Origin of the sequence: Pseudomonas sp. GM84, from assembly GCF_000282535.1 — a bacterium.
Classification (GTDB): Bacteria; Pseudomonadota; Gammaproteobacteria; order Pseudomonadales; family Pseudomonadaceae; genus Aquipseudomonas.
The window spans coordinates 1-26307 of the sequence record NZ_AKJC01000004.1 but is presented as its reverse complement, the minus strand read 5'-3'; the positions used below and the strand labels follow the sequence as shown (position 1 = coordinate 26307).

23 protein-coding genes are annotated in these 26307 nt (G+C 56.2%); 12 read left to right on the top strand and 11 right to left on the bottom strand.

What is annotated here, in order from left to right; translation table 11 throughout:
• Positions 1–71 precede the first annotated feature (71 nt).
• The 5 genes from PMI38_RS00270 to PMI38_RS00250 all read right to left on the bottom strand — a co-directional run bounded on the left by PMI38_RS00270 (position 72) and on the right by PMI38_RS00250 (position 4904).
• Positions 72–1421, bottom strand: coding sequence for an MFS transporter (locus tag PMI38_RS00270; RefSeq protein ID WP_008089202.1), 1350 nt, complete (start codon positions 1419–1421; stop codon positions 72–74).
• A gap of 72 nt (positions 1422–1493) precedes the next feature.
• On the bottom strand, positions 1494–2339 hold the full coding sequence (locus tag PMI38_RS00265; protein WP_008089200.1) for a fumarylacetoacetate hydrolase family protein: 846 nt from the start codon (positions 2337–2339) through the stop codon (positions 1494–1496).
• An 18-nt stretch (positions 2340–2357) separates the two neighbouring features.
• On the bottom strand, positions 2358–2570 hold the full coding sequence (locus tag PMI38_RS00260; RefSeq protein ID WP_008089198.1) for a biotin/lipoyl-binding carrier protein: 213 nt from the start codon (positions 2568–2570) through the stop codon (positions 2358–2360).
• Positions 2571–2598: 28 nt separating this feature from the next.
• Positions 2599–4131, bottom strand: a complete 1533-nt coding sequence (locus PMI38_RS00255) for an acyl-CoA carboxylase subunit beta (RefSeq protein WP_008089196.1) — start codon at positions 4129–4131, stop codon at positions 2599–2601.
• Positions 4128–4904, bottom strand: a complete 777-nt coding sequence (locus tag PMI38_RS00250; RefSeq protein WP_008089194.1) for an enoyl-CoA hydratase/isomerase family protein — start codon at positions 4902–4904, stop codon at positions 4128–4130. The genes PMI38_RS00255 and PMI38_RS00250 overlap by 4 nt, the downstream gene beginning before the upstream one ends.
• A 186-nt stretch (positions 4905–5090) precedes the next feature.
• Here PMI38_RS00250 and PMI38_RS00245 point away from each other — a divergent pair, with 186 nt between their 5' ends.
• Genes PMI38_RS00245 through PMI38_RS00235 form a run of 3 tightly spaced genes read left to right on the top strand, consistent with a single transcriptional unit; the run spans position 5091 to position 7845 of the window.
• Positions 5091–6479: an acetyl-CoA carboxylase biotin carboxylase subunit gene (locus tag PMI38_RS00245; RefSeq protein ID WP_008089192.1), complete on the top strand. Its 1389-nt coding sequence runs from the start codon at positions 5091–5093 to the stop codon at positions 6477–6479.
• 12 nt (positions 6480–6491) lie between these two features.
• On the top strand, positions 6492–6893 hold the full coding sequence (locus tag PMI38_RS00240) for a cupin domain-containing protein (protein WP_008089190.1): 402 nt from the start codon (positions 6492–6494) through the stop codon (positions 6891–6893).
• 4 nt (positions 6894–6897) lie between these two features.
• Positions 6898–7845, top strand: a complete 948-nt coding sequence (locus PMI38_RS00235) for a hydroxymethylglutaryl-CoA lyase (protein ID WP_008089188.1) — start codon at positions 6898–6900, stop codon at positions 7843–7845.
• A 46-nt stretch (positions 7846–7891) separates the two neighbouring features.
• Here PMI38_RS00235 and PMI38_RS00230 read toward each other — a convergent pair whose 3' ends face one another.
• Complete coding sequence (locus PMI38_RS00230) at positions 7892–8488, bottom strand: TetR/AcrR family transcriptional regulator (RefSeq protein ID WP_008089187.1); 597 nt, start codon at positions 8486–8488, stop codon at positions 7892–7894.
• Positions 8489–8522: 34 nt separating this feature from the next.
• On the bottom strand, positions 8523–9290 hold the full coding sequence (locus PMI38_RS00225; RefSeq protein ID WP_008089186.1) for an SDR family NAD(P)-dependent oxidoreductase: 768 nt from the start codon (positions 9288–9290) through the stop codon (positions 8523–8525).
• A gap of 265 nt (positions 9291–9555) precedes the next feature.
• Between PMI38_RS00225 and PMI38_RS00220 the strand changes: the two genes are divergently transcribed.
• The 9 genes from PMI38_RS00220 (at position 9556) to PMI38_RS00180 (ending at position 21000) form a co-directional block, all read left to right on the top strand.
• The gene (locus PMI38_RS00220; protein ID WP_008089184.1) at positions 9556–11076 is read left to right on the top strand and encodes a class I adenylate-forming enzyme family protein; all 1521 of its coding nucleotides are present in this window, start codon (positions 9556–9558) and stop codon (positions 11074–11076) included.
• 8 nt (positions 11077–11084) lie between these two features.
• On the top strand, positions 11085–11861 hold the full coding sequence (locus PMI38_RS00215; protein ID WP_008089181.1) for an enoyl-CoA hydratase/isomerase family protein: 777 nt from the start codon (positions 11085–11087) through the stop codon (positions 11859–11861).
• A gap of 126 nt (positions 11862–11987) precedes the next feature.
• The gene (locus tag PMI38_RS00210) at positions 11988–12842 is read left to right on the top strand and encodes an acyl-CoA thioesterase (protein ID WP_008089178.1); all 855 of its coding nucleotides are present in this window, start codon (positions 11988–11990) and stop codon (positions 12840–12842) included.
• Positions 12843–13036: 194 nt separating this feature from the next.
• A complete protein-coding gene (locus PMI38_RS00205; RefSeq protein ID WP_008089177.1) occupies positions 13037–13612 on the top strand; it encodes a hypothetical protein in 576 nt (191 codons plus the stop codon).
• A complete protein-coding gene (locus tag PMI38_RS00200; protein ID WP_008089175.1) occupies positions 13605–15893 on the top strand; it encodes a hypothetical protein in 2289 nt (762 codons plus the stop codon). Before PMI38_RS00205 ends, PMI38_RS00200 begins: the two co-directional genes overlap by 8 nt.
• Positions 15890–16393 (top strand): hypothetical protein, encoded by a 504-nt coding sequence (locus PMI38_RS00195; protein ID WP_043272679.1) that lies wholly within the window; start codon positions 15890–15892, stop codon positions 16391–16393. The genes PMI38_RS00200 and PMI38_RS00195 overlap by 4 nt, the downstream gene beginning before the upstream one ends.
• A 34-nt stretch (positions 16394–16427) precedes the next feature.
• A complete protein-coding gene (locus PMI38_RS26225) occupies positions 16428–17801 on the top strand; it encodes a tyrosine-type recombinase/integrase (protein ID WP_081502489.1) in 1374 nt (457 codons plus the stop codon).
• A gap of 1413 nt (positions 17802–19214) precedes the next feature.
• On the top strand, positions 19215–19826 hold the full coding sequence (locus tag PMI38_RS00185; RefSeq protein WP_008089168.1) for an FMN-dependent NADH-azoreductase: 612 nt from the start codon (positions 19215–19217) through the stop codon (positions 19824–19826).
• A 136-nt stretch (positions 19827–19962) separates the two neighbouring features.
• Positions 19963–21000 (top strand): alpha/beta hydrolase family protein, encoded by a 1038-nt coding sequence (locus tag PMI38_RS00180; protein ID WP_008089166.1) that lies wholly within the window; start codon positions 19963–19965, stop codon positions 20998–21000.
• Here the strand turns inward: PMI38_RS00180 and PMI38_RS00175 are convergent.
• The 4 genes from PMI38_RS00175 to PMI38_RS00160 form a co-directional block, all read right to left on the bottom strand.
• Positions 20971–22164, bottom strand: a complete 1194-nt coding sequence (locus tag PMI38_RS00175; RefSeq protein ID WP_008089164.1) for an MFS transporter — start codon at positions 22162–22164, stop codon at positions 20971–20973. The two genes, PMI38_RS00180 and PMI38_RS00175, sit on opposite strands and share 30 nt — an antisense overlap.
• Positions 22165–22357: 193 nt before the next feature.
• Positions 22358–23944: an ABC-F family ATPase gene (locus PMI38_RS00170; RefSeq protein ID WP_008089163.1), complete on the bottom strand. Its 1587-nt coding sequence runs from the start codon at positions 23942–23944 to the stop codon at positions 22358–22360.
• 338 nt (positions 23945–24282) lie between these two features.
• Positions 24283–25014, bottom strand: coding sequence for a Crp/Fnr family transcriptional regulator (locus tag PMI38_RS00165; RefSeq protein ID WP_043272675.1), 732 nt, complete (start codon positions 25012–25014; stop codon positions 24283–24285).
• A 93-nt stretch (positions 25015–25107) separates the two neighbouring features.
• On the bottom strand, positions 25108–26307 hold a 1200-nt coding region (locus PMI38_RS00160), incomplete at its 5' end, for a GH36-type glycosyl hydrolase domain-containing protein (protein WP_008089159.1).

Below are 26307 nucleotides of genomic sequence, written 5' to 3'. Positions count from 1 at the left end.
CTTCTCCTTGGGTCTTTTTCATCGTTCGAGTGCCGGGATCGAATGCCAATCCGGCATCTGGAGCGGCAGTTTCAGTCAGGCTTCCCAACCGCGAGCGCATGTTTAGGCATCAGTGTGAGCATGCCCAGCGCTGCCGCCACCATGATCAGGCTGATGGCATACATGCCGGCGTGATCCTTCCCGGTAAGATCGCGCGCCAGGCCGATGATCGATGGCGCAGCAAAGCCACACAGAGAACCGAGCGAGCTGACCAAAGCGATCCCGGCCGGTGCGCTTTTGCCCTTGAGGTAGGTCGCTGGAATTGCCCAGCAAACGATGATTGCCCCACTGAAGCCGAACGCCGCTCCACCCAGCAAGGCTAGAGATAAAGGAAGTGAGGTAGATAGGGTGGACAGCGATAGCATGGCCGCCCCAAAGAGAATGCTAATGCAGTAATGCATCCGACGTTCTCTGCGTAGGTCGGAGCTCCGGCCGATGAGGATCATGCCCAGGGCTGCGCAAGTGAACGGGATCATGGCGTACAGCGAAATTTGAGTGATGCTGGATACACCCAGCTTCTGGATCATGGTGGGTAGCCAGAAATTGAACGCGTAGGTGCCTAGTGCGGAACTGAAATACAGGAACGCCAGGACGTACACCTTGGGGTCAGTCAACGCGCTGAAGATGGCCTCGCCGCTGTGCGGATTCACTTTCTCGGGATCCAGCGTTGCTCTATCCCGAGCCATCAACTCCTGATGCAGTGCCTTCTCATCAGTGCTAAGCCATTGGGCTTGTTCTGGCTTGTCGCAGAGCAGCAGGAAGCAAGCGATCCCGATGAAGATGATCGGCACGGCCTCGAGCAAGAACAACCACCGCCATCCCGCCAAACCTGAAACGCCGTTCATGGATTCCATGATCAAGCCCGAGATAGGGCCGCCCAGAATCGGAGCAACAAGGGTGGCGAGTAGCAGCGTACCGGTAACGCGTCCTCGCATGTAGCTCGGGAACCAGTAGCTCAAGTAGAGGATGACACCTGGGAAGAAGCCGGCCTCGAAAATGCCTAGGAGCAGGCGCAGGATATACAGTTGCTGGGCCGTGGTGACGAACATAGTGGCGGCTGACGCCAGTCCCCATAGCACCATGATCCTGGTCATAGTCTTGCGTGCACCGATCTTGTCGAGCAGCAGGTTGCTTGGGATCTCAAACAGGGCGTAACCGATGAAGAAAATTCCGGCTGCGAAGCCATACTGGCCTTCTGTCAGACCCAGATCGGGAAGCATTTGCAGTTTTGCATAGCCGATGTTGACTCGGTCTAGGAATGCGAAGATGTAGGCCACAAAAATGAGGGGAATGACACGCAGTGCTATCCTTTTGAACAGCATTCGGTTGATAGCGGATGACCCTGGATGGCTCCAGGTAGAAGCATCAATCGTCGATTTCATGGTGAGTCCAGTGTTGTTATTGTGCGGACTTCGAATGAAAGGCGCGCGTGGACGCCTTTCACCATTTAGGTTTTACTCGGCATTGACGGTATTTTTGAGTGTTCCGATTCCCTCCACTTCCACTTCAACAACATCACCAGGTTTCATCCAGAGCGGCGGGGTTCTGAACGCGCCTACGCCGCCGGGGGTTCCAGTTGCAATCACATCGCCAGGCAGCAGCTCAGTGAAGGTCGAGATGTACTCGATCAGATCCGGAATCTTGAACAGCAGGTCATCGAGCCCTTCACGCTGAACCACCGTGCCGTTAAGGCGGGTTTCCAGGGTAAGGCTGTTGATATCGGCGATCTCGTCCGTGGTGACGAGCCAAGGGCCGAAGCTTCCGCTACCAACAAAATTCTTCCCTGCGGTGAACTGCAGGGTGTGTTTTTGCCAGTCGCGGATAGAGCCATCATTGAACAGGCTGTAACCAGCGATGTGCACCAAAGCGTTAGCCTTGGAAATGTGCCGCCCGGCCTTGCCAATCACGATGGCCAGTTCGCCCTCAAAGTCGAAGGCGGTGGAAGCCTTGGGCAGAATCAGCGGCTGATCGTGGCCCACCTGGGCGCTCGCAAATCGAGTGAAGAGGGTGGGGTGCTTTGGCACCTCCCGCCCGGTTTCAATGATGTGCTTGAGGTAGTTCAGGCCGACGCACAAAACCTTGTCCGGGTTTGGGATAACCGGCAGCCATTGAACCTGCTGTACGTTCAAGGCCGGGGCATCACGCAAAGAGGCGAGTTCGGCCAGGCCCTCGCCGGAGTTCAGCAAGGATCGTAAATCGGCGTAGCGATGACCGAGCACTGCGCCGGCGTCCGAGACAGTGTCGTCACCGACGACACCGTACGAACTGCGCCCGTCATGGATGAAGGAGGCAATTTTCATGGACAGGATTTCTCAGGATTATCCAAGGATGATGAGGACGTTACCGTCATCGACGGTATCGTTCTCCGCGACCTTGATTTCTTTAACGACGCCGGAATCATCGGCCTCAACTGGAATCTCCATCTTCATGGACTCCATGATGATGACCTCGTCGCCGAAGTTGACCTCTTGACCGACCTGGACGTTGATCTTCCAGATGTTGCCGGCCATAGGAGCTTTGATTTCGCTCATCAGCTAAATCCTTTGTAATTGTCTGGGGTTAAACCGGATAGATGCCGTTGCGGCGATCGATCCGTGGAATTTCACGGCGGCTGTAAAGGGCGAAGCGCTTGATCAGCTCATCACGCAGGTCATCGGGATCGATAACTGCCTCGAAGGAGAATTGGTCAGCGGGATCAAAGGCGTTGATGTCTTTGGCGTACGCCTTCTGCTTCTCATCGATGAATGCCGCGCGCGCCTCGCCCTCCAGTGCCTGGATCTCGTTGTAGTGAATAGCGTTGATTGCAGCCTCTGGGCCCATGAGGGCAGGCATGGCGCCTGGCAGTGCCAACTGAGCATCAGGCATGGTTGGGCCGCCGGACATGCCGAGGTAACCGCCGCCATAACCCTTACGAACCATGACGGAAATGCGTGGGACTTTTGCCTCGCAGACTGCATGCAGCAGTTTGGCGCCATGGCGGATGATGCCGGCCTTTTCTACAGCGCTGCCGATCATGTAGCCGCTGATGTCCTGCAGGAAAAGGAGCGGAACGTTGAATGCGTTGCAAGCCCAGATAAAGCGGGTTGCTTTGTCGGCGCTGTCGTTAAACAGCACACCGCCTTTGTTCTTCGAGTTGTTCGCGATGATCCCTACTGGTCGGCCGCCCAGGTAAGCAAATGCGGTGTAGATCTCTTTGGCAAACAGGGCTTTTACTTCGAAGATCGAGCCTTCGTCCACGAGCGATTCGACCAGCTCTTTCACGTCAAACGGACGGTTTTGGTCGGGTGGAACAATTTCGGTGATCGAGCGCTTCGAACCGGGCAGTTTTGGTTCCCGCAGCGGCGGCAGCTGGCTGTTATGGCTCGGGAAGAAACGCAGGTAATCCGCGGCGGCTTTGAGCGCTTCTTCTTCGTTCTGCGCGAGGTAGTCACCCAGGCCACTCATGGCACAGTGCATGCGTGCGCCGCCCATCTGCTCCTCGGTTACCTTTTCACCGATGGCCGCTTCAGCCAGGCGTGGCGAGCCAAGGTAAGCGGTAGCTTGCTTGTCGACCATGATGACTAGGTCGCACAGCGCCGGCACATATGCGGAGCCTGCGGGCGAGGGGCCAAACATCACACAGACTTGTGGTACCACGCCCGAAATCTGTACTTGGGTGTAGAAAATATTGCCCCAGGCGATACGGCCCAGGTAGCAGTCGAACTGGCTATCGATGCGTGCTCCGGCGCTGTCCACCAGGTAGATGATGGGCATTTTGGCGTCGACGGCAATTTCTTGCATGCGCACGATTTTGCGGAAGGTGTGATAACCCCAGGTGCCAGCTTTGACCGTCATGTCGTTTGCAATGACCGCGACTTCCTGGCCATTGATCTTGCCGATCGCAGTGACCACAGCGTCACCTGGCATGCCGCGGGAGGCACCAACCAGCAGCCCGTCTTCAAGGTATTCGCCATTGTCGAAGAGCATGTTGAGGCGATCGCGAACCAGGATCTTGCCCTGAGCTTGATGTTTTTCTTTCGCTTTGTCGGAACCACCAGCGCGTGCAATTTCGACGCGACGTTGCAGTTCTTTCACATTCTCGTAACCGCTCATGCCTTCACCTCTTTTTTGGCAAAAAATTTCTCGATACCGCGGCGCAGCTCTTCTGAGCACATGAAGGCTGGGCGCATGCCGCGGGCCAGCTCCAAGCCTTCCATCAGGCCAACGGATGAGATCTTGTTAAATGCGTGCTTGCCGCGGCGGACAGTTGCAGGCTCCAGGTGCGTGAAACTTTTCACGAGCTGGTCTACCAGGACGTCTATCTCATCAGCCGAAGCGACTTGATTTACGAGCCCCATGCGGTAGGCCTCCTGCGCATCGATGGTGCGGCCGGTCAGCGCGAGATCCAGCGCATGACGATCTCCCAGGCGGCTCAGAAGCGCCGGAAGAATGAATAGAGGGAAGAGGCCGATCTTCACTTCAGGCGAGCCGAACTTGGCGCCCTCGGTGCAGTAAGCGAAGTCGCACGCGGCTACCAGCCCGCACGCCCCGGCCATTGCCGGGCCAACCACGCGAGCGATCACGGGCTTGCTCAGGGTGGGAATCACGCTAAACAGACGTTGCCATGGCTCGCCTGTTTCCCACAGTTGAGTACCACCTGCGTCGACAGTGGAAAGGAACTCGTCGAGGTCACCGCCGGAGGAAAAGCAGTCGCCTTCGCCTGTGATCACAATGACTCGGATGTCCTGTTCGCCATCCAGCTTCAGCAAGGTGTCGACCAGCGCGCTGGCAGTGGCGGTGGCGATCGCATTTCGCTTGGCAGGGTTGCTCAAGATGATGGTAGCGCGGGGGCCTTGGCGCTCGACCAGAAGCTGCGTTGTGCTCAAGGGATTCTCCTTTTTTGTTTTACTAACCGTTGTTAGTTTTCGAGAATATAGCTAGGCTTTGTTTCCAGCACAAGCCTGGTTGCATTTTTTCCGATATCTAACCAATGTGCCTGTGCATTGGGGCCTGTAGGCGGAATGGGTGCGGTGCGGCGAGTGACTTACAACTGTTAGTTTTAGGAGATGATCGTGACAGAACAAAAACTACTGATCGCGAATCGCGGCGAGATTGCCTGCCGTGTGATTCGCTCCGCCAAGGCTCTCGGAATTCCTACCGTTGCGGTGTACTCCGAGGCAGATGCTGACTCTCAGCATGTGAAGGCTGCTGATGAGGCTTTTCTGATTGGCCCGTCCAAAGCGGCGGAAAGCTATCTAGATGCGGAGAAGGTGCTGCGGGTAGCTAAAGAAAACGGGGTGACGCTGGTTCACCCGGGCTACGGGTTTCTCTCCGAGAACACCGACTTCTCCGACGCTTGTGCCGCTGCCGGCATAACCTTCATTGGCCCAACCGCCGAAGTAATTAGGGCTATGGGCGACAAGCAGCGCTCTCGTCACCTCGCTATCAAGGCGGGTGTCCCAGTTCAGCCAGCTGCTGAAAACGTGACTGCAGAAGATCCCGAAGCACTGGTTAATGCGGCGCGAGTTGTGGGATATCCGCTGTTGGTGAAAGCTTCCGCCGGGGGAGGGGGAATCGGCTTGAAGCCTGTGCATTCGCCAGCTGACCTTGTGGAGGCTGTGGCTGCTACCCAACGGATGGCAGAGCGTGCATTCGGTGACGGCACTGTGTTCCTGGAAAAGCTGATTGAGAGTGCGCGCCACATCGAAGTGCAGATATTCGGGTTCGGTAATGGTGAGGCGGTACACCTTTACGAGCGCGATTGCTCGATCCAGCGCCGCTATCAGAAAGTATTGGAGGAGTCCCCTGCGCCCAATGTGCCAGCCGAGGTTCTGGCGCACATGGCTGATGCAGCTGTGAATCTGGCCAAGCTGTGCCGTTACGATGGCGCCGGCACAGTCGAATTCCTGTATGACGAGAAATCGAAATCCTATTTCTTCCTGGAGATGAATACGCGTATTCAGGTAGAGCATCCTGTTACCGAAGCGGTGACCAGCGTCGACTTGGTTGAAGCGCAGATTCGTCATGCGCTGGGCGAGGACGTTGCCTCCGAGCTGACGCAGCAGTCGATTCAGCGCAATGGACATGCCATTGAGGCGCGGCTTTATGCTGAGTCGCCGGAGAAGAAGTTCATGCCTGCGCCTGGCCTCATCGAAACGCTGGAGGTGCCGCAGATGGAGGGTGTGCGGATCGATGGTGGTTTTGTTGCGGGAGATCGAATCACTCCTTTCTACGACCCGATGATCATGAAGATCATTGCTCACGGTAAGGATCGTGCGCAGGCGATTACTCGCCTGGAAAAAGCGCTGACCGAACTCAAAATTTCCGGTCTCAAGACGAATCGCCACTTCCTGCTTCGCGTACTGGCTGAGCCTGCGTATCTGGAGGCGAAAGTGCACACCCGCTTCATCGATGAGCACAGCGAGAGCCTCTTCGCTGTCGCTGCTGAACAGACAGTTTAATAGGAGATAGCCATGGCTGTTACCACCCCAAACGTGCCAGGTATCGAAGGTCTGTCAGAGCTCGCCTCGCGCTACATCAATGTTGATTCGCTCCCTTGGAAGCCCACCCCAACACCCGGGATCGACATGAAAATCCTGCTGCAGGACAAAGAAAGCGGCCTGCTTACGGCACTTTTCCGCTGGGCGCCTGGTACACGCCTGCCTCTGCATGAGCATGTCGAGGTTGAACAGACCTACGTGCTTGAGGGCAGCATCGTCGACGACGAAGGTGAGGTGGTCGCCGGTGATTTTGTATGGCGCCCGCGCGGTAACCGGCACCTGGCCCGCTCGCCGAATGGCGCGCTGGTGCTTTCTTTCTTCCTTCGCCCGAACAAGTTCCTGGAAGGCGAACACGCAGGCCAGAATCTGGAGTAACAAAATGAGTGACCTCCCCAAGAAAATTTGGATCAATGAAGAAGGGCCTCGTGAAGGTTTTCAGATCGAGGCGACTCCCATCGCGCTTAACCGCAAGGCTGAGCTGATCGAAGCGCTCGCGGAAACCGGGCTGAAGCAGATCGATTGCGTTTCGTTCGTGAACCCCAAACGTGTTCCAGGGATGGCGGACGCCGATGAGTTGGCTGCCGCCATCCGCAAGAAGCCGGGTGTGCGCTATACCGGTCTGTGGTTGAACCAACAAGGGCTAGAGCGTGCTTACAAGTCTCAGCTCGATATCATCGGTGCCATTCGGGTTACTGCGTCGGAGAGCTTCTCCGTAAACAACACCAACAAGAACATTCAGCAAACGCTGGATGAGCAGCGCGCTTGGTTGAAGTCGTATGCCGAGCACGACGTCCCGGTAGAGTGGGGCTACGTCATGACAGCGTTCGGGTGTAACTACGAGGGGTATATGCCGATTCCGCAAGTCGTGCGGATGGTTGGCGAGGTGCTGGATCTTGCTAATGAAGCCGACGTGCAGCTGAAAGGCGTCTACTTGGCTGATACCGTGGGTTGGGCTAATCCGCTGATGATGGAAAAAACCATCGGCGCGGTGCGTGAAAAATGGCCTGATCTTCCGCTGGCCCTCCACCTCCACGATACCCGTGGTACCGGGCTTGCTAACGTCTATGCTGCGCTCAAATTAGGGGTGGCGAAGTTCGATAGCTCTTGTGCAGGGTTGGGCGGCTGTCCATTCGCGGGCCACCGTGGCGCTGCCGGAAATATCTGCACTGAAGACTTGGTGTTCATGTGTGAGGAGATGGGGATTGAGACCGGTGTCGATCTTGACGCGCTGATCAAAGTCGCCCACCTGGCCGAAGACATTTTTGGTCGGCAGCTGCCGGGTAAGGTGATGCACGGCGGTAGCCTCAATCGGTACAAGAAGACTTAAACCTTACAGGTTCAAAAAACCCACCATCGCAGGTGGGTTTTTTACTTCAGGTGGACTTGAATCCGACCATCCTTAGCGACAGCTCGATATGCTGTCGCGCGAGCTCTTCAAGCCCGAGTTTTCCGCCAGGCTGATACCAGGTACAAATACCGGTCAGCATGGAGATCAGGGCTTTGGTCGTCAGGTTACAGTCCGATACATTGAAAATACCCTCTTGCACCCCGTCCTCGATGATCTGACGAACCCGTCGCTCGTACTCGGAGCGAAGGCGGGTCACCATCCGGTAATTGTCCTCATCGAGGCTGCGAAGCTCCATGTTGCCGATGAAAACCTCTTTGCGGCGCGCGGTATGAAAATGCAGATGCACGCCTACCATGGCTTCAAAACGCTGGTACGTAGTGGGCTGAAGATCCACCTTCTCGGTGAACTCCATCAGCAGGTCGCGCATCACGGCCTTGAGGACGGTGGCCAGGAACTCTTGCTTGTTGCTGAAGTAGTTGTAGAGCGAGGCAGCCTTGATACCCACCTGCTCTGCAAGTGCCCTAAGCGTCATCGCCTCGTAGCCATAGGTGGCAATCAAGTCCACGCCGGCTGTGTGGATGGCTAATTCGGTGACTTCTCGTTTCGCGCCTACGGGTCGCATCAGGTAAATGTCTCTATCAGGAAGGGAGGGCGGCTCAGCGGGTCAGATAACCACCATCCACAGGAACCATCGCGCCAGTAATATAGCTTGCCAGGTGCGAGGTCAAGAACACTGCCGGCCCAACCAATTCATGTGGCTCCCCGGTGCGTCCCATCGGGACGTGGCTGAGGAAAGCTTGAAGCTTGCTCGAATCTTGACGGGTCTCTTCTGACATCGCTGTCGGGAAAGAGCCAGGTGCAAGCCCATTCACGCGGATTCCGTCAGCGGCGAGCTCGGATGCCAGTGCTTTGGTGAATTGCAAGACAGCGCCCTTGGAGGTCACGTAACTCGACAGGGAGGCTAGGCCGGAGGTGAAGCTGTGGATGGAGCCGATGTTGAGAATGGAGCCTTTCGTTGCTTTCAAATGAGGCAGAAATGCGTGAGTAGTGTTGAACATGCCCGTAACGTTTACAGCAAGGGTTCGACGCCACTGCTCGGGGCTCTTGTCGCTGGCAAATGGTGCGCGGAACAGTAGCCCTGCATTGTTGATGAGCGCCGTGATATTGCCGATTTCGGGGTGAACATGGTCTGCCAGACTGCGGCAGGCTGCCTCGTCGCATATGTCCAAGGGGAAGGCATGAGCCTTACCACCATTGTCGGATATGGTTTTGGCGGTCGCTGAGGCAGTTTGCAGATCGATATCGGTTACGATCACGGTCGCACCCGCAGCTGCAAAGCCATGGGCCAGGGACGCGCCATTTCCTCGCCCACCTCCTGTGATCAACACGATTGCTTCTTCAAGGCGCAGTGACAGGTCGAACATGATGAATCCTCTGTTGTTTTTGGAATAGGAAACTAACGCTCGTTATTTTTAGCGCCTTTCGCTCGAAAAACAAGGGATTTAGCCGTGTTTTGCCTGATTTTTTACCAGCGAGGCAATGCTTTTGCAGGCGATTATGTTCAAAAAATCCGCGCCTTTCCCTCTTGCAAACTAACGCAGGTTAGTTATTCTGGGCGTCCAGACAGCTCGGATGCGACGTGGGTCTTCGCGCGCTAGGGGCTTCAGAACAATTACAAGAGGAATTTTCATGTCTAGCCGTATGTTGCTGGGTGGTCACATCACCCATAACGCCAAGCGCTTCCCTGACAAGGTCGCCCTCATTGACAAGGCGGGGCGCACGACCTATGCCGAGTTTGAAACCGGTGCAAATCAGGTTGGCCATGCACTTCTTGCCAAAGGGGTAGGCCATGGTGACAAGGCAGCGTTTCTTGCCAGCTCCAGCCGTCAGTGGGTAGAGGCGTTCTATGGCGTCGTCAAGATCGGCGCAGTCGCGGTTCCCTTGAATTACCGAGAGACGCCTGAACAGATCTTGATGATGCTCGAGGACAGTGGCTCGAAAATCTTGTTCGTGTCCGAGCAGCACGTCGAGGCTTTTGGCTCGGTGCTCGAGTCTGTGGCCCTGCCCGTCGTACAGCTCGAGTCGTTGGATGCCTTCAAGGGCCAGGAGAGCATCCTGCCGCTTACCACTGATGCCCTCAGCGAGCATGATCCTGCCGTGATTCTCTATACCGGTGGTACCACCGGTCGTTCCAAAGGGGTGCTGCTGAGTCACTCGAACCTTTTCTGGAACTCTCTGAACGAGATCATCGACACCGATATGGAGGAGGGCGACAACACGCTGATCGCCACCCCTTTGCATCATTCCGCAGCCCTAAACTGCTGGCTGCTACCGCACCTCTACCTCGGTGCTACCGCGACGCTGCTGGAGAAGTACGCGACCGAGGATGTCTTGCGCGTCATTGATAGGGAGCGTGTCACCAACACATTCATGCCACCGTCCCTAGCGCGCGAGTTCGTTCTTCATCCATTGGCGAGAGAGTTGGATGTCAGCTCGATGACTCGGTGGTATGTCGGCAGCGGCATTCTGACCGCGAATGACCGAAGCGCTATGAAGGCGTGCATTCCCGGTGTGAAGATTTTCTATCAATACGGTCTTACTGAGGCTGGCCCGATCGCCACGGTGTTGAAAGAGGAAGACTACGACCGCGCCCGCGGCTCCATCGGCCGAGCGTTCCAGAACGTGGAAGTGGCGATTGTCGATGACCAAGGTAACGTCGCCCCCCCGGGTGAGATCGGTGAAATTGTACTGCGTGGGCCGACGATCATGCTCGGCTATCACAATCGTCCAGACGCCACCGCCGATGCCATTGATCAGAACGGCTGGCTGCATACGGGCGATCTCGCCCATATGGACGCGAACGGCTTCGTGTACTTCTACGATCGCTTGAAAGACATGATCAAGACCGGCGGGTTGAACGTCTACTCGCAGGAGGTCGAAGCGGTGCTCGCCAAGCATGATCACGTGCGCGAGGTCGCAGTAATCGGTTTGAACAATGAGCGTTGGGGAGAGGAAGTCACCGCGATCATCGTCCTGCATGAAGGGGCTTCCGGCAACGCGGAACAGCTTGTTGCCCATGCCCGTGAGCACCTGGCCAGTTACCAGTTGCCCAAGCGTGTCGAATTTATCGCTTACGAGGAGATGCCGTTCAATCACAACGGCAAAATTCTGAAGCGTGAGCTCCGTCAACGTTTTGAGCCCCAGGGCTGAGGGACATCATGGCAATCGAATTTGAAAAACAAGGTCGTGTGGCATTGGTGACTATCAATCGTCCGCAGGCGATGAATGCCATCGATCTGAACACGCATTTAGCCTTCCGGGAGATCTGGGCAAGGATCAACCAGGATGACGACATTCATGTGGTCGTGCTCACAGGCGCCGGTACCAAGGCATTCTGCTCAGGTGCAGACATAGGGACTTTCCTGCCATACCTGCGGGAGCGAGCGGTGAAAGAAATCGATGACGGCGATTTCTGCGGTATCAACCGAGGCTCGCCGACGACTAAACCGATTATCGCTGCCATTAACGGTTTGGCTTATGCGGGAGGGCTTGAAATTGCCCTGGCCTGCGACCTGCGCATTAGCGTGGACTACGCGAAGTTCGCACTACCTGAGCCTCGCTGGGGTGTGATCGCTGGCGCGGGCGGCGTTACTCGCTTGTCGAGGGTCATCCCTAGTGCGTTGGCAACTCAGATGGTGCTGACTGGCGAGCCCATATCGGCTGAGCGAGCACTGGCAGAAGGTCTGGTCAGCGAGCTCACCACCTCGGAAAATCTCTTGGCTCGGGCCTTGGAGATTGCTCACAGCATCATCAGAAATGGGCCCTTGGCTGTTCGCGCGTCTCTGCAGGTGATCCGACGCGGCGCTGACTGCGGTTTGGACGCTGCGCTGGAATTGGAGCGTACAGCGTTCCGCCGAATTCTTCTGAGTGAAGATTTCAAGGAAGGCATTGCTGCTTTCACAGAAAAGCGTGAGCCCGTTTATAAGGCGCAATGAGTTCGGGCTGTAAGCTGCGTTGCATGGACAGCGGATAGGCGCATGGGGCGCTATCGCGAGGCAGTCGTCTTGCGGGCAACCAGCCACCGAAGCTATTCATGCATACGCTTTGCGAGGCGAGTGTAGATGAGCACACCGGCAGAGAAATTAGCCGCCATTTTCGCGTTGACGGAGGTGGAGGCCAATGTTTTTAGAGGCGAGAGTCAAGACCTGAGGTTACCTCAGCTCTTTGGGGGGCAGGTTTTGGGGCAGGCTTCAATGGCCATGACGCGAACCGTGCTGGCGGATAAGCGACTGCATTCTCTCCACGGCTATTTTGTTCGTGCCGGGCGTGCCAATGCGCCTGTGATGTACGAAGTTGAAACTGTCCAGGATGGTCGAAGCTTCTGCCGCAGGCGTCTGACAGCCTGGCAAGACGGCAAGGTTATTTTCGTGGGGGATGGCTCGTTTCATGTCGTAGAGGAGGGGATGCATCATCAGCGTGATGCCCCTGTGGTTCCGCCCCCGGAAACATTACCGACAGAGCTTGAGCTACTAGCGGGCGACATTGATCTGATGGCTGAAATCCGGTCTCGTTACGAGGTGGCAGATGCCATTGAGATTCGCCCGGTTGAGCCAATTGATCCCAGCAGCCCGATTAGGCATGCGCCAAATAAAAGCTTCTGGTTCCGATTCGGTAAAATCGATATTCAAGACGCGGAAGTGCATCGCAGTCTCTTGGGTTACGCCAGTGACACTGCATTGCTGATCACGTCGCTGCTGCCCCATGGTGTATCGGATATGCAACGAGACATGCGGGTAGCGAGCCTTGATCACGCCATCTGGTTCCATGCGCATTGCGCTGTGGACGAATGGCTCCTGTATGTCACAGATAGTCCGTGGAGTGGTGCCGGAAGGGGCCTTGCACGGGGTTCGATATTTGATCGTCATGGTCGATTAGTCGCGTCAGTGGCACAAGAGGGGCTTATTCGCAAACTCTAGATTTTTCTAACAGCGGTCAAGCAATTTTGGGCGCTGTTTTTTTATTCCAATAAAGCTCTTCTGACTTCAAAAATAATAATTGGCATCTGCGGGATGTCATTTAAGAAGGGAAATAATATGACCTCTACACCCCCAAAACCATGCGCACCTCGTCAGCGGTTATAGTTTATTTCAAGACATCGAGCGTCCATGCGATGGCTGAGGCTCTTGGCCAGAAAACCTACATTCCTAAGCTGCTCGATAAATACCTGCCGAAACCGATTCGGCAGTTTTATCTGAGTCGATGGATACGTACTTTCCAGCTCGGAATTATTTTTGAGTGTTTTAAGGAGTCTGAATATCTGCTGGATGTAATGAACATCGACACCCTGGGCGAACTCGAAACGTTCATTAAACATCACAGGCTTTCCCCTCTTCCGCCGCAGTTGAATCTAAAAAATTGGTTGCCAGCCAATGAGCGAAATGATGGAGGCGCTGTGGTTAAGGGAATCATTCCTGTCTGCCCAATGCTCTGCACACTTTTGATCACTATGGCACCAATCTTTAGAGAGTGGCAGTCCAAGGGGCATACACTCAGTGAGAAGTACTTGAATTGGGCTTTGAACGGAGAATACTTAACGCATGCTATAGCGCTGTATGAGCGGGGCGAGATTGAGGTTGTCTCTGAGGAAGTCGCTTCGATTTTTCGGAAGTCCGACTACTCCATTCCTTTGGCTGCGAAGCTTCGGCTCATGATCGAAGATGATGAAGAGGGGCTGTTATATGCCTAATCGACGCGCGAAGAACATTGAAGCAAAGGTTGAGAATCCTATCCTTGCCGAAGAACTTTCAAAGCTAAAGGGTATGAGGTATTACGAGCAAAGGATGAGGCTTCTAGAGCTGGTTAGCATTGGGGCTGGCGGAGAGGCAGATATAGATACGCCAGATTGGCTTATTGAGGGGAGCAACATTGAATCACCACTTTGGGTGTGTTGGTTTGGTACCGAAAAAAAAGGAATCAAGATTGTAGTTGATTTCTGCATCCAACTCTATAACGGGAGCATGCTAACTGATAGCGTCAACACAACACTTTTAAAGATTATCAAGGTGTTCTTGGTGCTTCAGATCCACCCACGCTACAACGGTGGCTCAAGAAGAGGGGCAGACGCAGAGGCGCAGATATTCAGGCATGGTCTTCACTTCGTCGATTGGCTATTGATGGGGGGAGAACGCTTCAATATAACGCAGTGCGGGCTTTCTCTCATTACCGAAAGCGACCTTGTTGAATACCTCCTTCTTAATACGAGCAACCCCATATCAACTTATCTTTACGTTTACCCCACAAGGCTGGCTATCGAGTTGAAGCGATTGTCGTCAAAGATCACAATCGAGGACGCGATTGATACACAAGAACAATGGCACGAGTGTTTCGAACTCATTGATATTGCCGATCAGACATTGGATATGAGCAAAGATGACCTAATCAGGGCGAGGGTCTGGATGTACCGAAACGGCTACTACATTAAGCAGTTTGGCGTATTGAGGTATAATTCGGCGCACTTCATTCGGTCGCTTTATCGGAATACGCTAGGAGGTGTGAGGCTTGCTGTTAGAACTTTTGATGAGTTGAATGGAGGGGTGGTTTGGAAGACAGAGTACCCATCTGTCCCTATTCGCAATGAAGTAACTCCGACGGTGTCTAGTAAAACATTGGGGCGTATTTTGCGTGCGCTTAAAAAGCTTCCCATTCTGAATAATTACTTCAAAGCCGCACGCTTTGATAGTCAGGCGCTCGCCAAAATCACGGTCAAGACAATACTTTCCAAAGTAAGCGAAAAACCTAAGGGTAGGTTTCGGTCACTACCAGGGGAAGTGGTGTTTAATTTAGTTCGTGCGTCTTATGAATATATAAGGAAAAATGCTTTCAGAGTTATGTCTTCGGTAACTATCAATTCCGTTGCTAATCAAGGCGGTAAGACCAAAAGGGCATTCAATATAATAGGTGCTCCATTCGAAAATATGAACAGTAAAATTATGGCTCAACCTAGCATATTCTCCGCTTGGTTGATTCCATATACTGAGCGCCAGTCAGATTATTTTGAGTTGTTTAGGTCTGATTATTGCCTCTATGATTCTTATACTGTTCTGATGGGGGCTTATATATCAATCATAGGCTTGCTAACGGCTAGACGTCAAATTGAACTATTAAATTTGCGTGCTAATACTTGCCTGCTGCCAAATAAAGATCCCTATTTGAGTGAAAATAAAAGTATTCAATATGAGTTATTATTTGATGGGGGTAAAACTGGGAATAGGCATGGTAAAGAGCTGATGCGCGTTACGGTGCCGACAATGGTGGCGAAATTGATATGGGACTTGAAGAGATTTCACGCAAACTGTTACAAGGCGGGTCTGATTTCCTTCGATACTCCTCTATTTATTTATATTCGTCCTGATAATTTGTCTTTTAGGCCTATGGATGCTCGGGTTTTCAACAACTGCTTAAGTGCTGTCTGCGATTATACTCAAACGCCGGTGGTGACACTGGAGAATGGGACGCAGGCTCGCTTCTATGTCCGGCAGCATCAAATGCGCAGGTTTTTTGCCATGGCATTTTTTTCATCAGCTGGATTCAAAGGTTTGGACGCATTGCGCGCCTTTTTAGGGCATAGCGACCTTGAACATCTCTATAATTATATTCTAGAAATCACACCTGGCTCGATGCTCGAAGGTGTTAAGGTTGAATGTATTACCGACGCCATTCTGAAAAATGAATCTACAATAGAACATTTGGATGAAGTTAAATATATGCTGTGCGAGCGTTTAGGTTGTCGCGACATTGGGGCTAAATCATATTCAGAAATTTGTCATGGACTTAAGGAGGCCGCTGACCGTGGCGACATCGTTGCTGATTTCGACTTTGCTGATTTCAGCTACGGTCAAATTTACGCCGATGTGGCAAAGCTTGTCCAAAGCCATCGTATTGATTTAAAGCCAGATTTCGCCATGCTGACCACAGAAGACGGCAGTACTTTTGAGATGAAGCTTTCCGTTAAAGTACGCTACCCATGAGAAATAAGATCGAGGCGGGAAGGGCTTCTATGGTAAAGCTGTTGACGCTAATGCATGATGTCATTAACAATCCCGCGTTGTACAGGGAAAACATGGCTTTGGTGTCAGCGCTTGGAAGTCAACTTGCATTGGCCTCTTATGCAGATGACGAGCGGGGAATCAAAGCATTCAGTCTGAACACTTTCAAGAAGCATGCAATTGGACTGGGTGAGACTTTTCAAGGCATTGACTCAATCAGAAAAACAGCGTTTAAGGCCATCCAGAAGAATAAAGCGTGCAGGAGAAAACCTAGTTCGCGGCGCTCCCAAAGTGAGACTATAGCTCTTCTGAGGAAACAGCGTGCTGCACAGGATATTGATTTGATGCGTCTCGTAATGATTGTGAAAGAATTGAAGGATCTTGCTCAGCGTTTGGCTGAGCTAGATTTGCCGGACAGGAGTGGGTATTACAAAAAAGAAATCTCTCGCATCAATTTGATGCTCATCACGCGAGGGCGTTGAAGTGTCTGGCTTTCAGTTACATCGACCTCTTGACATGGAAGCTATGTTGCCCACTGGGCTAGGTGTTCAAGCTCCAACCCAGCAGGATGCTTCAAATTTACCCTGTTTTTACTACCCTAACGGTGACTTCTGCTTTGAGGTTAATGCATTTATTCTGAGTGCATGGAAGTACTCTAATTACTCTACAACCAACAGAGGGGGGACGCTTCGCCAATGGGTAATGCAGCTAAGCGAGTTTGTGCGGTTTATGGAGAGCAATGCATTAAATGTTTTGACGGTTACTGACTCCTATTTTGTGTTGTTTGTCAATGGGCTAATGGCGGAAAAGGAAGCGAGTGGGGAGGATAAAAGATCTGCTGAGACAGTGCGGGCAATAGGTTCGAAATGCTTGGAGTTTCTCGCGTTCGCAACGGAGATGTACGGATATGAAAACTTTGTTTCTCCAGGTGGAATTGTGAAAGGCTGCAAGGTTGAATCGTCGGATAAGCGAAAATATCCATCCGAGTATCGGCGTGTGGTTTGGCATCATCATTCTTTTCCTCTTTCTAGTTCTGGTGGTGAAGGAAGCCCTATACTTGCTGAGTCACTGGTCGCTTTAAAAATGGCTTCTCGTAAACGAGCGAGACCTGTTGCTGCGCGGTTAAAGATTCTGATATCTGTATTGGAGTCCTTGGGTTGCAGGAGAGCCGAGGCAGCCCGGATAAGGGTCTCTGATATCATGACAGCCTATCATTCATGCCTAAGCTCTCCACTCTTGAGAATTCCTATGGTTAAGGGGCGTGTAGGGTCAAGGCTAGTACCTGTAAGCCACTCGATAATATCGACATGGAATGACTACATCGTCGAGTTTCGGAACCCGCGTCTAGCTGAGTTGCGGAAGAAAAACCCAGATGGGGGAGTCCTCGATCATGATTATCTATTTATTAATTTGCGCAATGGGCAACCATTGGGTATCAATACAATCACTAATGATATCAGCGACCTAAAATTTGCATCAGGCATTGCTAAGCGAGCTCATCCGCATATGTTTAGGCATCGCTTTATTACAAACAAATTCAAAGAGTTGATCATAGAGTATGATCTACAAAATACGGATGTGATGCGTAGAGCTATATCTAACTCCGAGCTGATCAAGACGAAGCTCAAGGAATGGACAGGGCACAAGATGGTCGAAAGCCTGGATCGCTATATCCATTTGGCTTTCTCTGAGTTAGCTGGTATGCCTGCTGTAGTAGAGCGGGTGAATGCTACTGCTGAATACAAAGCCGCAAGAACGATCTTCAAAGACCTTGAAGAAGATCGGGACGCTGGGCAGATCAGTCAGGAAAAATTCGAACGCAAGGCATCCAGGCTTTTGGGAGAGTTCTTCGTTGGCATGGATGCTGAATCTCCTGTACGGGGGGGGTAGTGCTGTCCTCACATCTGTCCATAGGCTGCCTGTGATTGACCTTACTGATCTGTGCTTATTCGTCAAGGTAGTGGAGCATGGCGGCTTTGCTGCAGCATCAAGAGAATCGATGTTCCAAATCCAAGCTGAGTCGGAGAGTCCTCGCGCTCGAAGGGCGATTAGGTGTACAGCTAATTTGCATATCGCCCCAGCGTTTCTTTGTCACTGAAATTGGGATGGATTACTGCCGCCATTGTCGGGCTATGGTTGCGCAAGCTGAGGCCGCCGAGGGAACGGTGCAGTCGGCCAAAATAGAGCCGCAGGGCATCATCAAGGCCACTTGCCCGCCGGGGGCTAGGGGCCAACGCAATGATCGCTGATTTCATTGCATTGTACCCAAAGGTGTTCGCCCATCAGCAAATCACCAATCTCGAGGTTGGCGTCGATATTGCACTTCGCGTTCGATTCCTCGCTCGTGGATGACGGTCTGGTCGTAAAGCGTCTGGGCGACAGCTGTCAACGCTTGGTCGCGCACCCTGACCTGGAGAAAGATTACGATCATTGCGACCATGTGCACGCCCTAGCCAGGCTTACTACTATGTCACTCTGGCCCAAACCATTGCACTAGTGGGTATTTATTGTTTGATGATTTGCAGATCCCTCACAGAGTGCAGCATATCCCTGAGTTGGTTACCTCTGACCTGAGTGCTCTGCATCATGCAGCGCTCATCGGCGTAGGCGTTGTGCAGCTTCCAGAGGTTATAGTGAGAGATGACTTAACTGCTGGACGCTTGGTTGAACTGTCACCTCAATATCGTCCGCAAAGCGGTCTCATTAACGCAGTGTTACGTCCCGGAAGGCGTTGTTGCCGGTTGTCCGAGCGTTGCTGGATATGCTTGGGGAGAGATTCGAGCTCCTTGAGATCTGATCAGGTTGGTAGTTCCGCCAACGTGTGAGGGTTATCGCTGATTCAACCATAGGGGTACCTGCCATCTGGCACAGCTCAACCAGGGACTCTCATGCGCTATGGTACTTACGCTATCCATCGTGATGTTTTAGGTCAGCCTGGAAAGGCTTTGGTGCAGAATTGGGAGCAGGGAGGGGTGATGATCAGGCAAGGGGAGATCAATAATTACGCTGGATATCGGTAAAGCATCAATGCTCTGTTCACCTAGGGAATGGCTCAGGAGCACTCCCCGTTACACAGCACCAGGTCTCTTTTTTTGTGGGCACTAGGGTTGGTTGCTGATCATTTTGATGAGCTAACTGGTCATCCTAGGAAAACATTGAGGTCTTGCATGAGGGCTGTCTCACTGTTCTACCTGTGGGACAAACTAACGCATTTTTGCCGACTTATCAGCTATTCGACGTCTCGGTAGGATTCTCCCCATCGTGATCGCCCACCGCCGCGGTCTTCATTCACAGGAGATTCCCATGAAACTGTTGCATATCGATTCGAGCATCCTGGGCGACAATTCCGCCTCTCGCCAACTCAGCCGCGAAGTGGTCGAGGCCTGGAAAGCCGCTGATCCGAGCATCGAGGTGGTGTACCGCGACCTCGCTGCCGATGCCATCGCCCACTTCTCGGCGGCCACCCTGGTAGCGGCAGGCACCCCGGAAGACATGCGTGATGCCGCCCAGACCTTCGAAGCCAAGCTCAGTGCCGAGACCCTGGAAGAATTCCTGGCCGCCGACGCCGTGGTGATTGGCGCGCCGATGTACAACTTCACCGTGCCGACCCAGCTCAAAGCCTGGATCGACCGCGTCGCCGTTGCCGGCAAGACCTTCCGCTACACCGAGGCTGGCCCTGAGGGGCTGTGCGGTGACAAGAAAGTGGTGCTGGTGTCCACGGCCGGCGGCCTGCACGCAGGTCAACCTAGCGGCGCCGGCCACGAAGACTTCCTCAAGGTGTTCCTGGGCTTCATCGGTATCACCGACCTGGAAATCGTCCGCGCCCATGGCCTGGCCTACGGCCCGGAACACCGCAGCAAGGCGATCGATGCTGCACAGGCGCAGATTGCCAACGAGCTGTTCGCGGCGGCCTGATCGGGCCAGCCTGACTGCACCGGCCTGTTAAACCACAGGCCGGTGCAGGCGCGTTTTTCATCCAGCTTTCATCTGCTGCTCGCTCGACCGGCCCTATCCTCTGGTGATCCCCTCGCTGCGCTCGGGTCGCCGGCCAATGAACATCCTCCGCTGCTTGCTGGCACCGCTCCTGTGCGTCGGCCTGCTGGTCCATGCCGAAGCCGCCCCGTGGGTAGCCGGCCTGCACCACATGACCCTGGACGATCCGGTCGATGCGCGCCCGATGCAGGCCTTGGCGTTCTACCCCGCCCACGGCACGCCCCGCAGCCTGCGCATCGACGGCTACCCCGTCGACGTCGCCGAAGAAGCTCCGGTTGCCTCGGGCCAGTTCCCGTTACTGGTGCTTTCCCACGGCAACACCGGCAGCCCCCTGGCCTTGCATTACCTGGCGACATCGCTGGCTCGCCAGGGGTTCGTGGTGGTGGCGGTGGTACACCCCGGCGACAACGCGCGTGACCACAGCCGCCTTGGCACCTTGAGCAACCTGTATGGCCGACCGCTGCAGGTCAGCGCCGCGATCAGCGCAGCCCGCGTCGATGCGCTGCTGGGGCCCTACCTGAACGATGGCAAGGTTGGCGTGATCGGCTATTCGGCCGGTGGCGAGACGGCGCTGATCCTGTCAGGCGCGCGGCCCGACCTTGACCGCCTGCGCAAATACTGCCTCGCACGCCCCAACGATGCCGACGCCTGCAAGACTCACGGGGTGCTGATCGCCGACCGCAACGAGCTGGCCCCCCAGGCTGACCCACGGGTGGGGGCGGTGATGCTGATGGCGCCGCTGAGCCTGATGTTCGGCCGTCATGCCCTGGCCGGGGTAAAGGTCCCGGCACTGATCTACAGCGGCGACAGCGACCAGCTGGTGGCGGTGGACCGCAACGCCGAGGCGCTTGCGCGCAAATTGCCCGTGACCCCGGACTATCGCCTGCTCGCCGGCGCCGGGCATTTCGTGTTCATGGCCCGCTGTGACGAAGAGCAGCATGCGCGTATGCCGGTACTGTGCAAGGATGCCGAGGGTGTCGATCGGCGTCATATCCATCATTCCCTGCAGCGCGACACCGCGGCCTTCTTCAGTCAGACCCTGGGCGCGCCAGCGTATGCAGGCCGCTCAGGCGCGACGGCCGCGCCGCGCCAGTAGCAGCGTCAGGCCAACACCGGCCAGGGCCAGCAAGGCCGCTACACAGAAGATCGAGGCATAGCCCAGGTGCATCGCCACCGCGCCCATCACTGGGCCTGCGATGGCCAACGCCATGTCGAAGAACACCGCATAGGCACCCAACCCGGCACCGCGGCTGCTGCTTGGCACCTGCTTGATCGCTTCGACACCCAACGCCGGATACACCAGTGAAAGCCCGAACCCGGTAAGCCCGGCCCCCAGCAGTGCCCAGGCAGGCGAGGGCGCCAGCCACAACAGGCCCAAGCCGAGCACCTCGGTGGCCATGCAGGCGACGGCCACGTTATAGCCGCCAAAACGGTTGACCGCGTTGACGAACAGCAGCCGCGAAATGATGAAACACAGGCCAAAGGCACTCAGGCACCAGGCCGCGCCGACCCAGCCGCGCTCCAGGTAATACAGGGTAACGAAGGTGGTCAGGGTGCCATAGCCGATCGACGCCAAGGTCAACCCAAGGCCGCACGGGGCCACCCGACCGAACGCCGACCAGAAGGGCAGGCGCTCCCCGCGCACCACGACCACATCGGCGCGCTTGCGCAGCACCAGCAAGGCCAACCCGGCCAGCACCAGCAGCGCTGGCCCCAGCACACTGAAATCAAAGCCATCGACCGCCACCACGCCCATCGGAGCGCCAATCGCGATGGCACCGTAGGACGCGATGCCGTTCCAGGAAATCACCCGGGCCGTGTGCTCCGGTCCCACCTGGTTGATACCCCAGCTCAGTGTCGCCACGCCGATCAGGCCTTGGGCAAGCCCGAGCAGTACACGCCCGCCCAGCAGCAGGGCCAGGCTCACCAGTGGAATGCTCAGGGTCCAGGCTGAAAGCAGCGTCAACACCCCGCAACCGGCGATCCCCAGCAAGCCATAGCGAATGGCCTTTTTGCCGCCCAGGGTATCCGCCACGCGCCCGGCGAAGGGACGGCTGAGCAGGGTGGCGAGGTATTGCAGGCCGATGGTCACCCCGGCGATCACTGCGCCGAAACCGAGCTGATCGTGCACATAGCTGGGCAGCACCGCGATCGGCAAGCCGATGCAGAGGAAGGCAATGAAGGTGTAGAAGACGATCGACAGGATCTGCTGGGTGATGGCGAAGGTGTTGCTGGCGGGGGCGGGTTGCTGCGCGGTCATGGGCTCGTTCGCGGGCGGGGCGTGGCTTCATCATGGCCGTTGCGCGAAAGAAAAGAAAGCAGGCTAACTAATATTTTACAGGCTTGTGGAGGCGCTGCCCTCATCGCTGGCAAGCCAGCTCCCACCCCGGATTACGGTGCTTTCATGTGGGAGCCGGCTTGCCGGCGATGAGGCCATTACAGCCTCAGCTGATTCAGACCAAGACGCCCTGGCTACGCAGGTAATCGTCATAGGTGCCGCTGAAGTCCACTACGCCATCGGGCGACAGCTCGATGATGCGGGTGGCCAGCGACGACACGAACTCACGGTCATGGCTGACGAACAGCAGGGTGCCCGGGTAGTTCTCCAGCGCCAGGTTCAGCGCTTCGATCGATTCCATGTCCAGGTGGTTGGTCGGTTCGTCCATCACCAGCACGTTCGGCTTTTGCAGGATCAGCTTGCCGAACAGCATGCGGCCCTGTTCACCACCGGAAATCACCTTCACCGACTTGAGGATCTCGTCGTTGGAGAACAGCATGCGCCCGAGGGTGCCGCGAATGACCTGTTCACCGCTGGTCCACTGGCCCATCCAGTCGAACAGGCTCAAGTCGTCTTCGAAGTCGTGAGCGTGGTCCTGGGCGTAGTAGCCCACTTCAGCGCTGTCGGTCCATTTCACCGAGCCCGCATCGGGCGTCATCTCGCCTACCAGGGTGCGCAGCAGGGTGGTCTTGCCGATACCGTTGGGGCCGATGATCGCAACGCGCTCGCCGGCTTCGACGGTGATGTCGAAGTTCTTGAACAGGACTTTTTCGTCGAAGGCCTTGGCCATTTTCTCGACGACTACCGCCTGGCGGTGCAGCTTCTTGGTCTGCTCGAAGCGGATGAACGGGCTGACCCGGCTCGAAGGCTTGACCTCGGCCAGCTGGATCTTGTCGATCTGCTTGGCCCGCGAAGTAGCCTGCTTGGCCTTGGAGGCGTTGGCCGAGAAGCGGCTGACGAAGGTCTGCAGCTCGGCGATCTGGGCTTTCTTCTTGGCGTTGTCCGACAGCAGCTGCTCGCGCGACTGGGTCGCTGCGGTCATGTACTCGTCGTAGTTGCCCGGGAACAGGCGCAGCTCACCGTAGTCCAGGTCGGCCATGTGCGTGCACACGCTGTTCAGGAAGTGACGGTCGTGGGAAATGATGATCATGGTGCTGTTACGCGCCGTCAGAATCGTTTCCAGCCAACGGATGGTGTTGATGTCCAGGTGGTTGGTCGGTTCGTCGAGCAGCAGCACGTCCGGGTCCGAGAACAGCGCCTGGGCCAGCAGCACACGCAGCTTCCAGCCGGGTGCCACTTCGCTCATCGGGCCGAAGTGCTGTTCCAGCGGAATCCCCAGACCCAGCAGCAGCTCACCGGCACGGGATTCGGCGGTGTAGCCGTCCATTTCGGCGAATTCGGTTTCCAGCTCGGCGACGGCCATGCCGTCTTCTTCGGTCATTTCCGGCAGCGAGTAGATGCGATCGCGCTCGGCCTTGACCTTCCACAGCTGACCATGGCCCATGATCACCGTGTCGATCACGGTGAATTCCTCGTAGGCGAACTGGTCCTGGCGCAGCTTGCCCAGGCGGGTGTTCGGTTCCAGCATGACCTGACCACCGGACGGCTCCAGGTCGCCACCGAGGATCTTCATGAAGGTCGACTTGCCGCAACCGTTGGCGCCGATCAGGCCGTAGCGGTTGCCGTTGTTGAATTTGACCGAGACGTTTTCGAACAGCGGCTTGGAGCCGAACTGCATGGTGATGTTAGCGGTGGAGATCAAAGGGCTTACCTATCAGTAACTTACGACGCTGGATTTTCAGCTGATACCGATTTGATACCAATCTTGAGTGATTCCAGCTCGCTCCAGTCGGAGCGTGAGTTGAGCCAACGGGCATGCGTCGACAGCAGCATCTGAACGCTGTGACCCAGCTGTTGGGCGATAAATGCGGGGTTGAGGCCGGACATTGAGCACATTGTCGCATAGGTGTGACGGCAGTTGTATGGGGGGGCGACGCTTGATCCCCAATTCCTTGGGGAGACCTAGGGCGCGCGGGTGGGCTTGGTCCGGTACGTAGAGCTCACGAAGGCATACACCCGATGGTTTCAAACGGGACGCGCTCAAACAGCAGGGGGAACAAGCGGCAGGTAGGGCAGCAGGCGTTCGGTCTCTTTCTTGACGACGGCGTAGCATTCGCAGCTGAGCTGCTCCAGGCGGGTCCTGTCGAGCACCTTGATGTTGCCCCGGCTGTACTCGATCACGCCAAGGCGCTGGAGTTTGCCGGCGGCGTCGGTCACGCCTTCGCGGCGCACGCCCAGCATGTTGGCGATCAGTTCCTGGGTCATGCACAGGCGATCGCCCGGCAGGCGATCCAGCGACAACAGTAGCCAGCGGCACAGTTGCTGGTCGATGGAGTGGTGCCGGTTGCACACCGCCGTTTGCGCCATCTGGGTAATCAGCGCCTGGGTGTAGCGCAGCATGAGCATCATCAGCTCGCCATGGCGATTGAACTCGTCCTTGAGCCGCTGGCAGGGCAGGCGAAAGGCATGCCCGGCGCTTTGCACGATGGCGCGGCTGGGGGTGCTTTCGCCACCCATGAACACGGCGATGCCGACCAGACCTTCATTGCCCACCACCGAGATTTCGGCCGAGGCCCCGTTTTCCATCACATACAGCAGCGAGACAATGGCATCGGCAGGAAAATAGACATGGCGCAGGGCGTCGCCGGACTCGTAGAGCGCCTTGCCCAGGGGCAGGGTCACCCGTTCCAGGTGCGGCTCCAGCCGGCTGAACGTCGACGCGGACAGTGCGGCCAGCAGGTGATTCTGTTGCGGCTTGGGCGAGGGGGACATGCTCGGGACCATCGACTGCAGCGGCTGTCGGAACAAGAATAGCCCAGCAGGGCCGGGGATTGCGTTCACGGCACCCGAGGTCTGCCGGGCGGTTCACGTGATGGGCACGGGATTGCGCTTGCACTGGGCAATCACCTGGTGCGGTTTACCGTCGTCCTTGAGCTGCAAGATGGGCTGGGCAAGCAGTTGGCCGTCCAGGCTCAGGGTCAGCTCGGCGGCGGCGCTGTTGAGGACTTCAATGCGGTAGGAGGTGCCGCCAAACCGGTAGTGCAGCACGCAACCCGGCCAGTCGGCCGGCAGCAGCGGGCGGATCCGCAGGGTGTCGCCGCTGCGTTGCAGGCCCAACAGGCTTTCGACGATCAGCCGGTACATCCAGCCCGCTGAACCTGTGTACCAGCTCCAGCCACCCCTGCCCGCGTGGGGTGCCACGGCGTAGACATCAGCGGCCATGACGTAGGGCTCGACCTTGTAGGTGTCGATCAGCGCGGCGCAACCCTGACGCACCGGATTGATCAGCCGTAGCAGCTCCCAGGCCCCCTCGGTATCCCCCAGGTGGGCGTAGGCCATGCTCGCCCAGATCGCCGCGTGGGTGTACTGCCCCCCGTTCTCGCGCACTCCGGGCAGGTAGCCCTTGATGTAGCCGGGGTCCAGGTCGCCCTGGTCGAAAGGAGGGTCGAGCAGTTTCACGATACCGATATCGCGGCGTACCAGATGATGATCCAGTGCCATCATGGCGGCGCGCGCGCGTTCGGGTGGGGCGACCCCGGACAGCACCGCCCAGCTCTGCGCCAGGGAGTCGATCCGGCATTCCTGGTTGCTCGCCGCGCCTAGCACCCGGCCATCGTCGAACCAGGCGCGGCGGTACCAGCCGCCGTCCCAGGCGTGCGCTTCGAGCTGCTGCGCCAGCTCGGCAGCCTGAGCGCCGCAGCGCACCGCGAAGGTGCTGTCGCCGTGGCGCAGGGCGAGGCAGGCGAAGGCCCGCAACACCACATGGCCGAAGAACCCCAGCCACACGCTTTCGCCCTGGCCCTGTTCGCCGACGCGGTTCATGCCGTCGTTCCAGTCTCCGCTGCCGATCAGCGGCAGCCCGTGCACGCCGCATTGCAGGGCATGCCCGAGGGCGCGCTGGCAGTGCTGGTACAGGCTCTCGACCACGGGCGAGTGGGCGGGCAGGTCGTAATAGGACTCTTCACCGGCATTGAGCGCACGCCCTTCGAGGTAGCCGACCGGTTCGTCCAGGATCGTCTGGTCCCCGGTGATCTCCACGTAGCGGCTGGGGGCCAGCGGCAGCCA

What these genes read in the sequence shown, in the direction of transcription:
- PMI38_RS00270 (WP_008089202.1), bottom strand. Translation starts at nt 1,421, where the DNA reads ATGAAATCGACGATTGATGCTTCTACCTGGAGCCATCCAGGGTCATCC.
- PMI38_RS00265 (WP_008089200.1), bottom strand. Translation starts at nt 2,339, where the DNA reads ATGAAAATTGCCTCCTTCATCCATGACGGGCGCAGTTCGTACGGTGTC.
- PMI38_RS00260 (WP_008089198.1), bottom strand. Translation starts at nt 2,570, where the DNA reads ATGAGCGAAATCAAAGCTCCTATGGCCGGCAACATCTGGAAGATCAAC.
- PMI38_RS00255 (WP_008089196.1), bottom strand. Translation starts at nt 4,131, where the DNA reads ATGAGCGGTTACGAGAATGTGAAAGAACTGCAACGTCGCGTCGAAATT.
- PMI38_RS00240 (WP_008089190.1), top strand. Translation starts at nt 6,492, where the DNA reads ATGGCTGTTACCACCCCAAACGTGCCAGGTATCGAAGGTCTGTCAGAG.
- PMI38_RS00235 (WP_008089188.1), top strand. Translation starts at nt 6,898, where the DNA reads ATGAGTGACCTCCCCAAGAAAATTTGGATCAATGAAGAAGGGCCTCGT.
- PMI38_RS00230 (WP_008089187.1), bottom strand. Translation starts at nt 8,488, where the DNA reads ATGCGACCCGTAGGCGCGAAACGAGAAGTCACCGAATTAGCCATCCAC.
- PMI38_RS00225 (WP_008089186.1), bottom strand. Translation starts at nt 9,290, where the DNA reads ATGTTCGACCTGTCACTGCGCCTTGAAGAAGCAATCGTGTTGATCACA.
- PMI38_RS00220 (WP_008089184.1), top strand. Translation starts at nt 9,556, where the DNA reads ATGTCTAGCCGTATGTTGCTGGGTGGTCACATCACCCATAACGCCAAG.
- PMI38_RS00215 (WP_008089181.1), top strand. Translation starts at nt 11,085, where the DNA reads ATGGCAATCGAATTTGAAAAACAAGGTCGTGTGGCATTGGTGACTATC.
- PMI38_RS00210 (WP_008089178.1), top strand. Translation starts at nt 11,988, where the DNA reads ATGAGCACACCGGCAGAGAAATTAGCCGCCATTTTCGCGTTGACGGAG.
- PMI38_RS00205 (WP_008089177.1), top strand. Translation starts at nt 13,037, where the DNA reads ATGGCTGAGGCTCTTGGCCAGAAAACCTACATTCCTAAGCTGCTCGAT.
- PMI38_RS00200 (WP_008089175.1), top strand. Translation starts at nt 13,605, where the DNA reads ATGCCTAATCGACGCGCGAAGAACATTGAAGCAAAGGTTGAGAATCCT.
- PMI38_RS00195 (WP_043272679.1), top strand. Translation starts at nt 15,890, where the DNA reads ATGAGAAATAAGATCGAGGCGGGAAGGGCTTCTATGGTAAAGCTGTTG.
- PMI38_RS26225 (WP_081502489.1), top strand. Translation starts at nt 16,428, where the DNA reads ATGGAAGCTATGTTGCCCACTGGGCTAGGTGTTCAAGCTCCAACCCAG.
- PMI38_RS00185 (WP_008089168.1), top strand. Translation starts at nt 19,215, where the DNA reads ATGAAACTGTTGCATATCGATTCGAGCATCCTGGGCGACAATTCCGCC.
- PMI38_RS00180 (WP_008089166.1), top strand. Translation starts at nt 19,963, where the DNA reads ATGAACATCCTCCGCTGCTTGCTGGCACCGCTCCTGTGCGTCGGCCTG.
- PMI38_RS00175 (WP_008089164.1), bottom strand. Translation starts at nt 22,164, where the DNA reads ATGACCGCGCAGCAACCCGCCCCCGCCAGCAACACCTTCGCCATCACC.
- PMI38_RS00165 (WP_043272675.1), bottom strand. Translation starts at nt 25,014, where the DNA reads ATGTCCCCCTCGCCCAAGCCGCAACAGAATCACCTGCTGGCCGCACTG.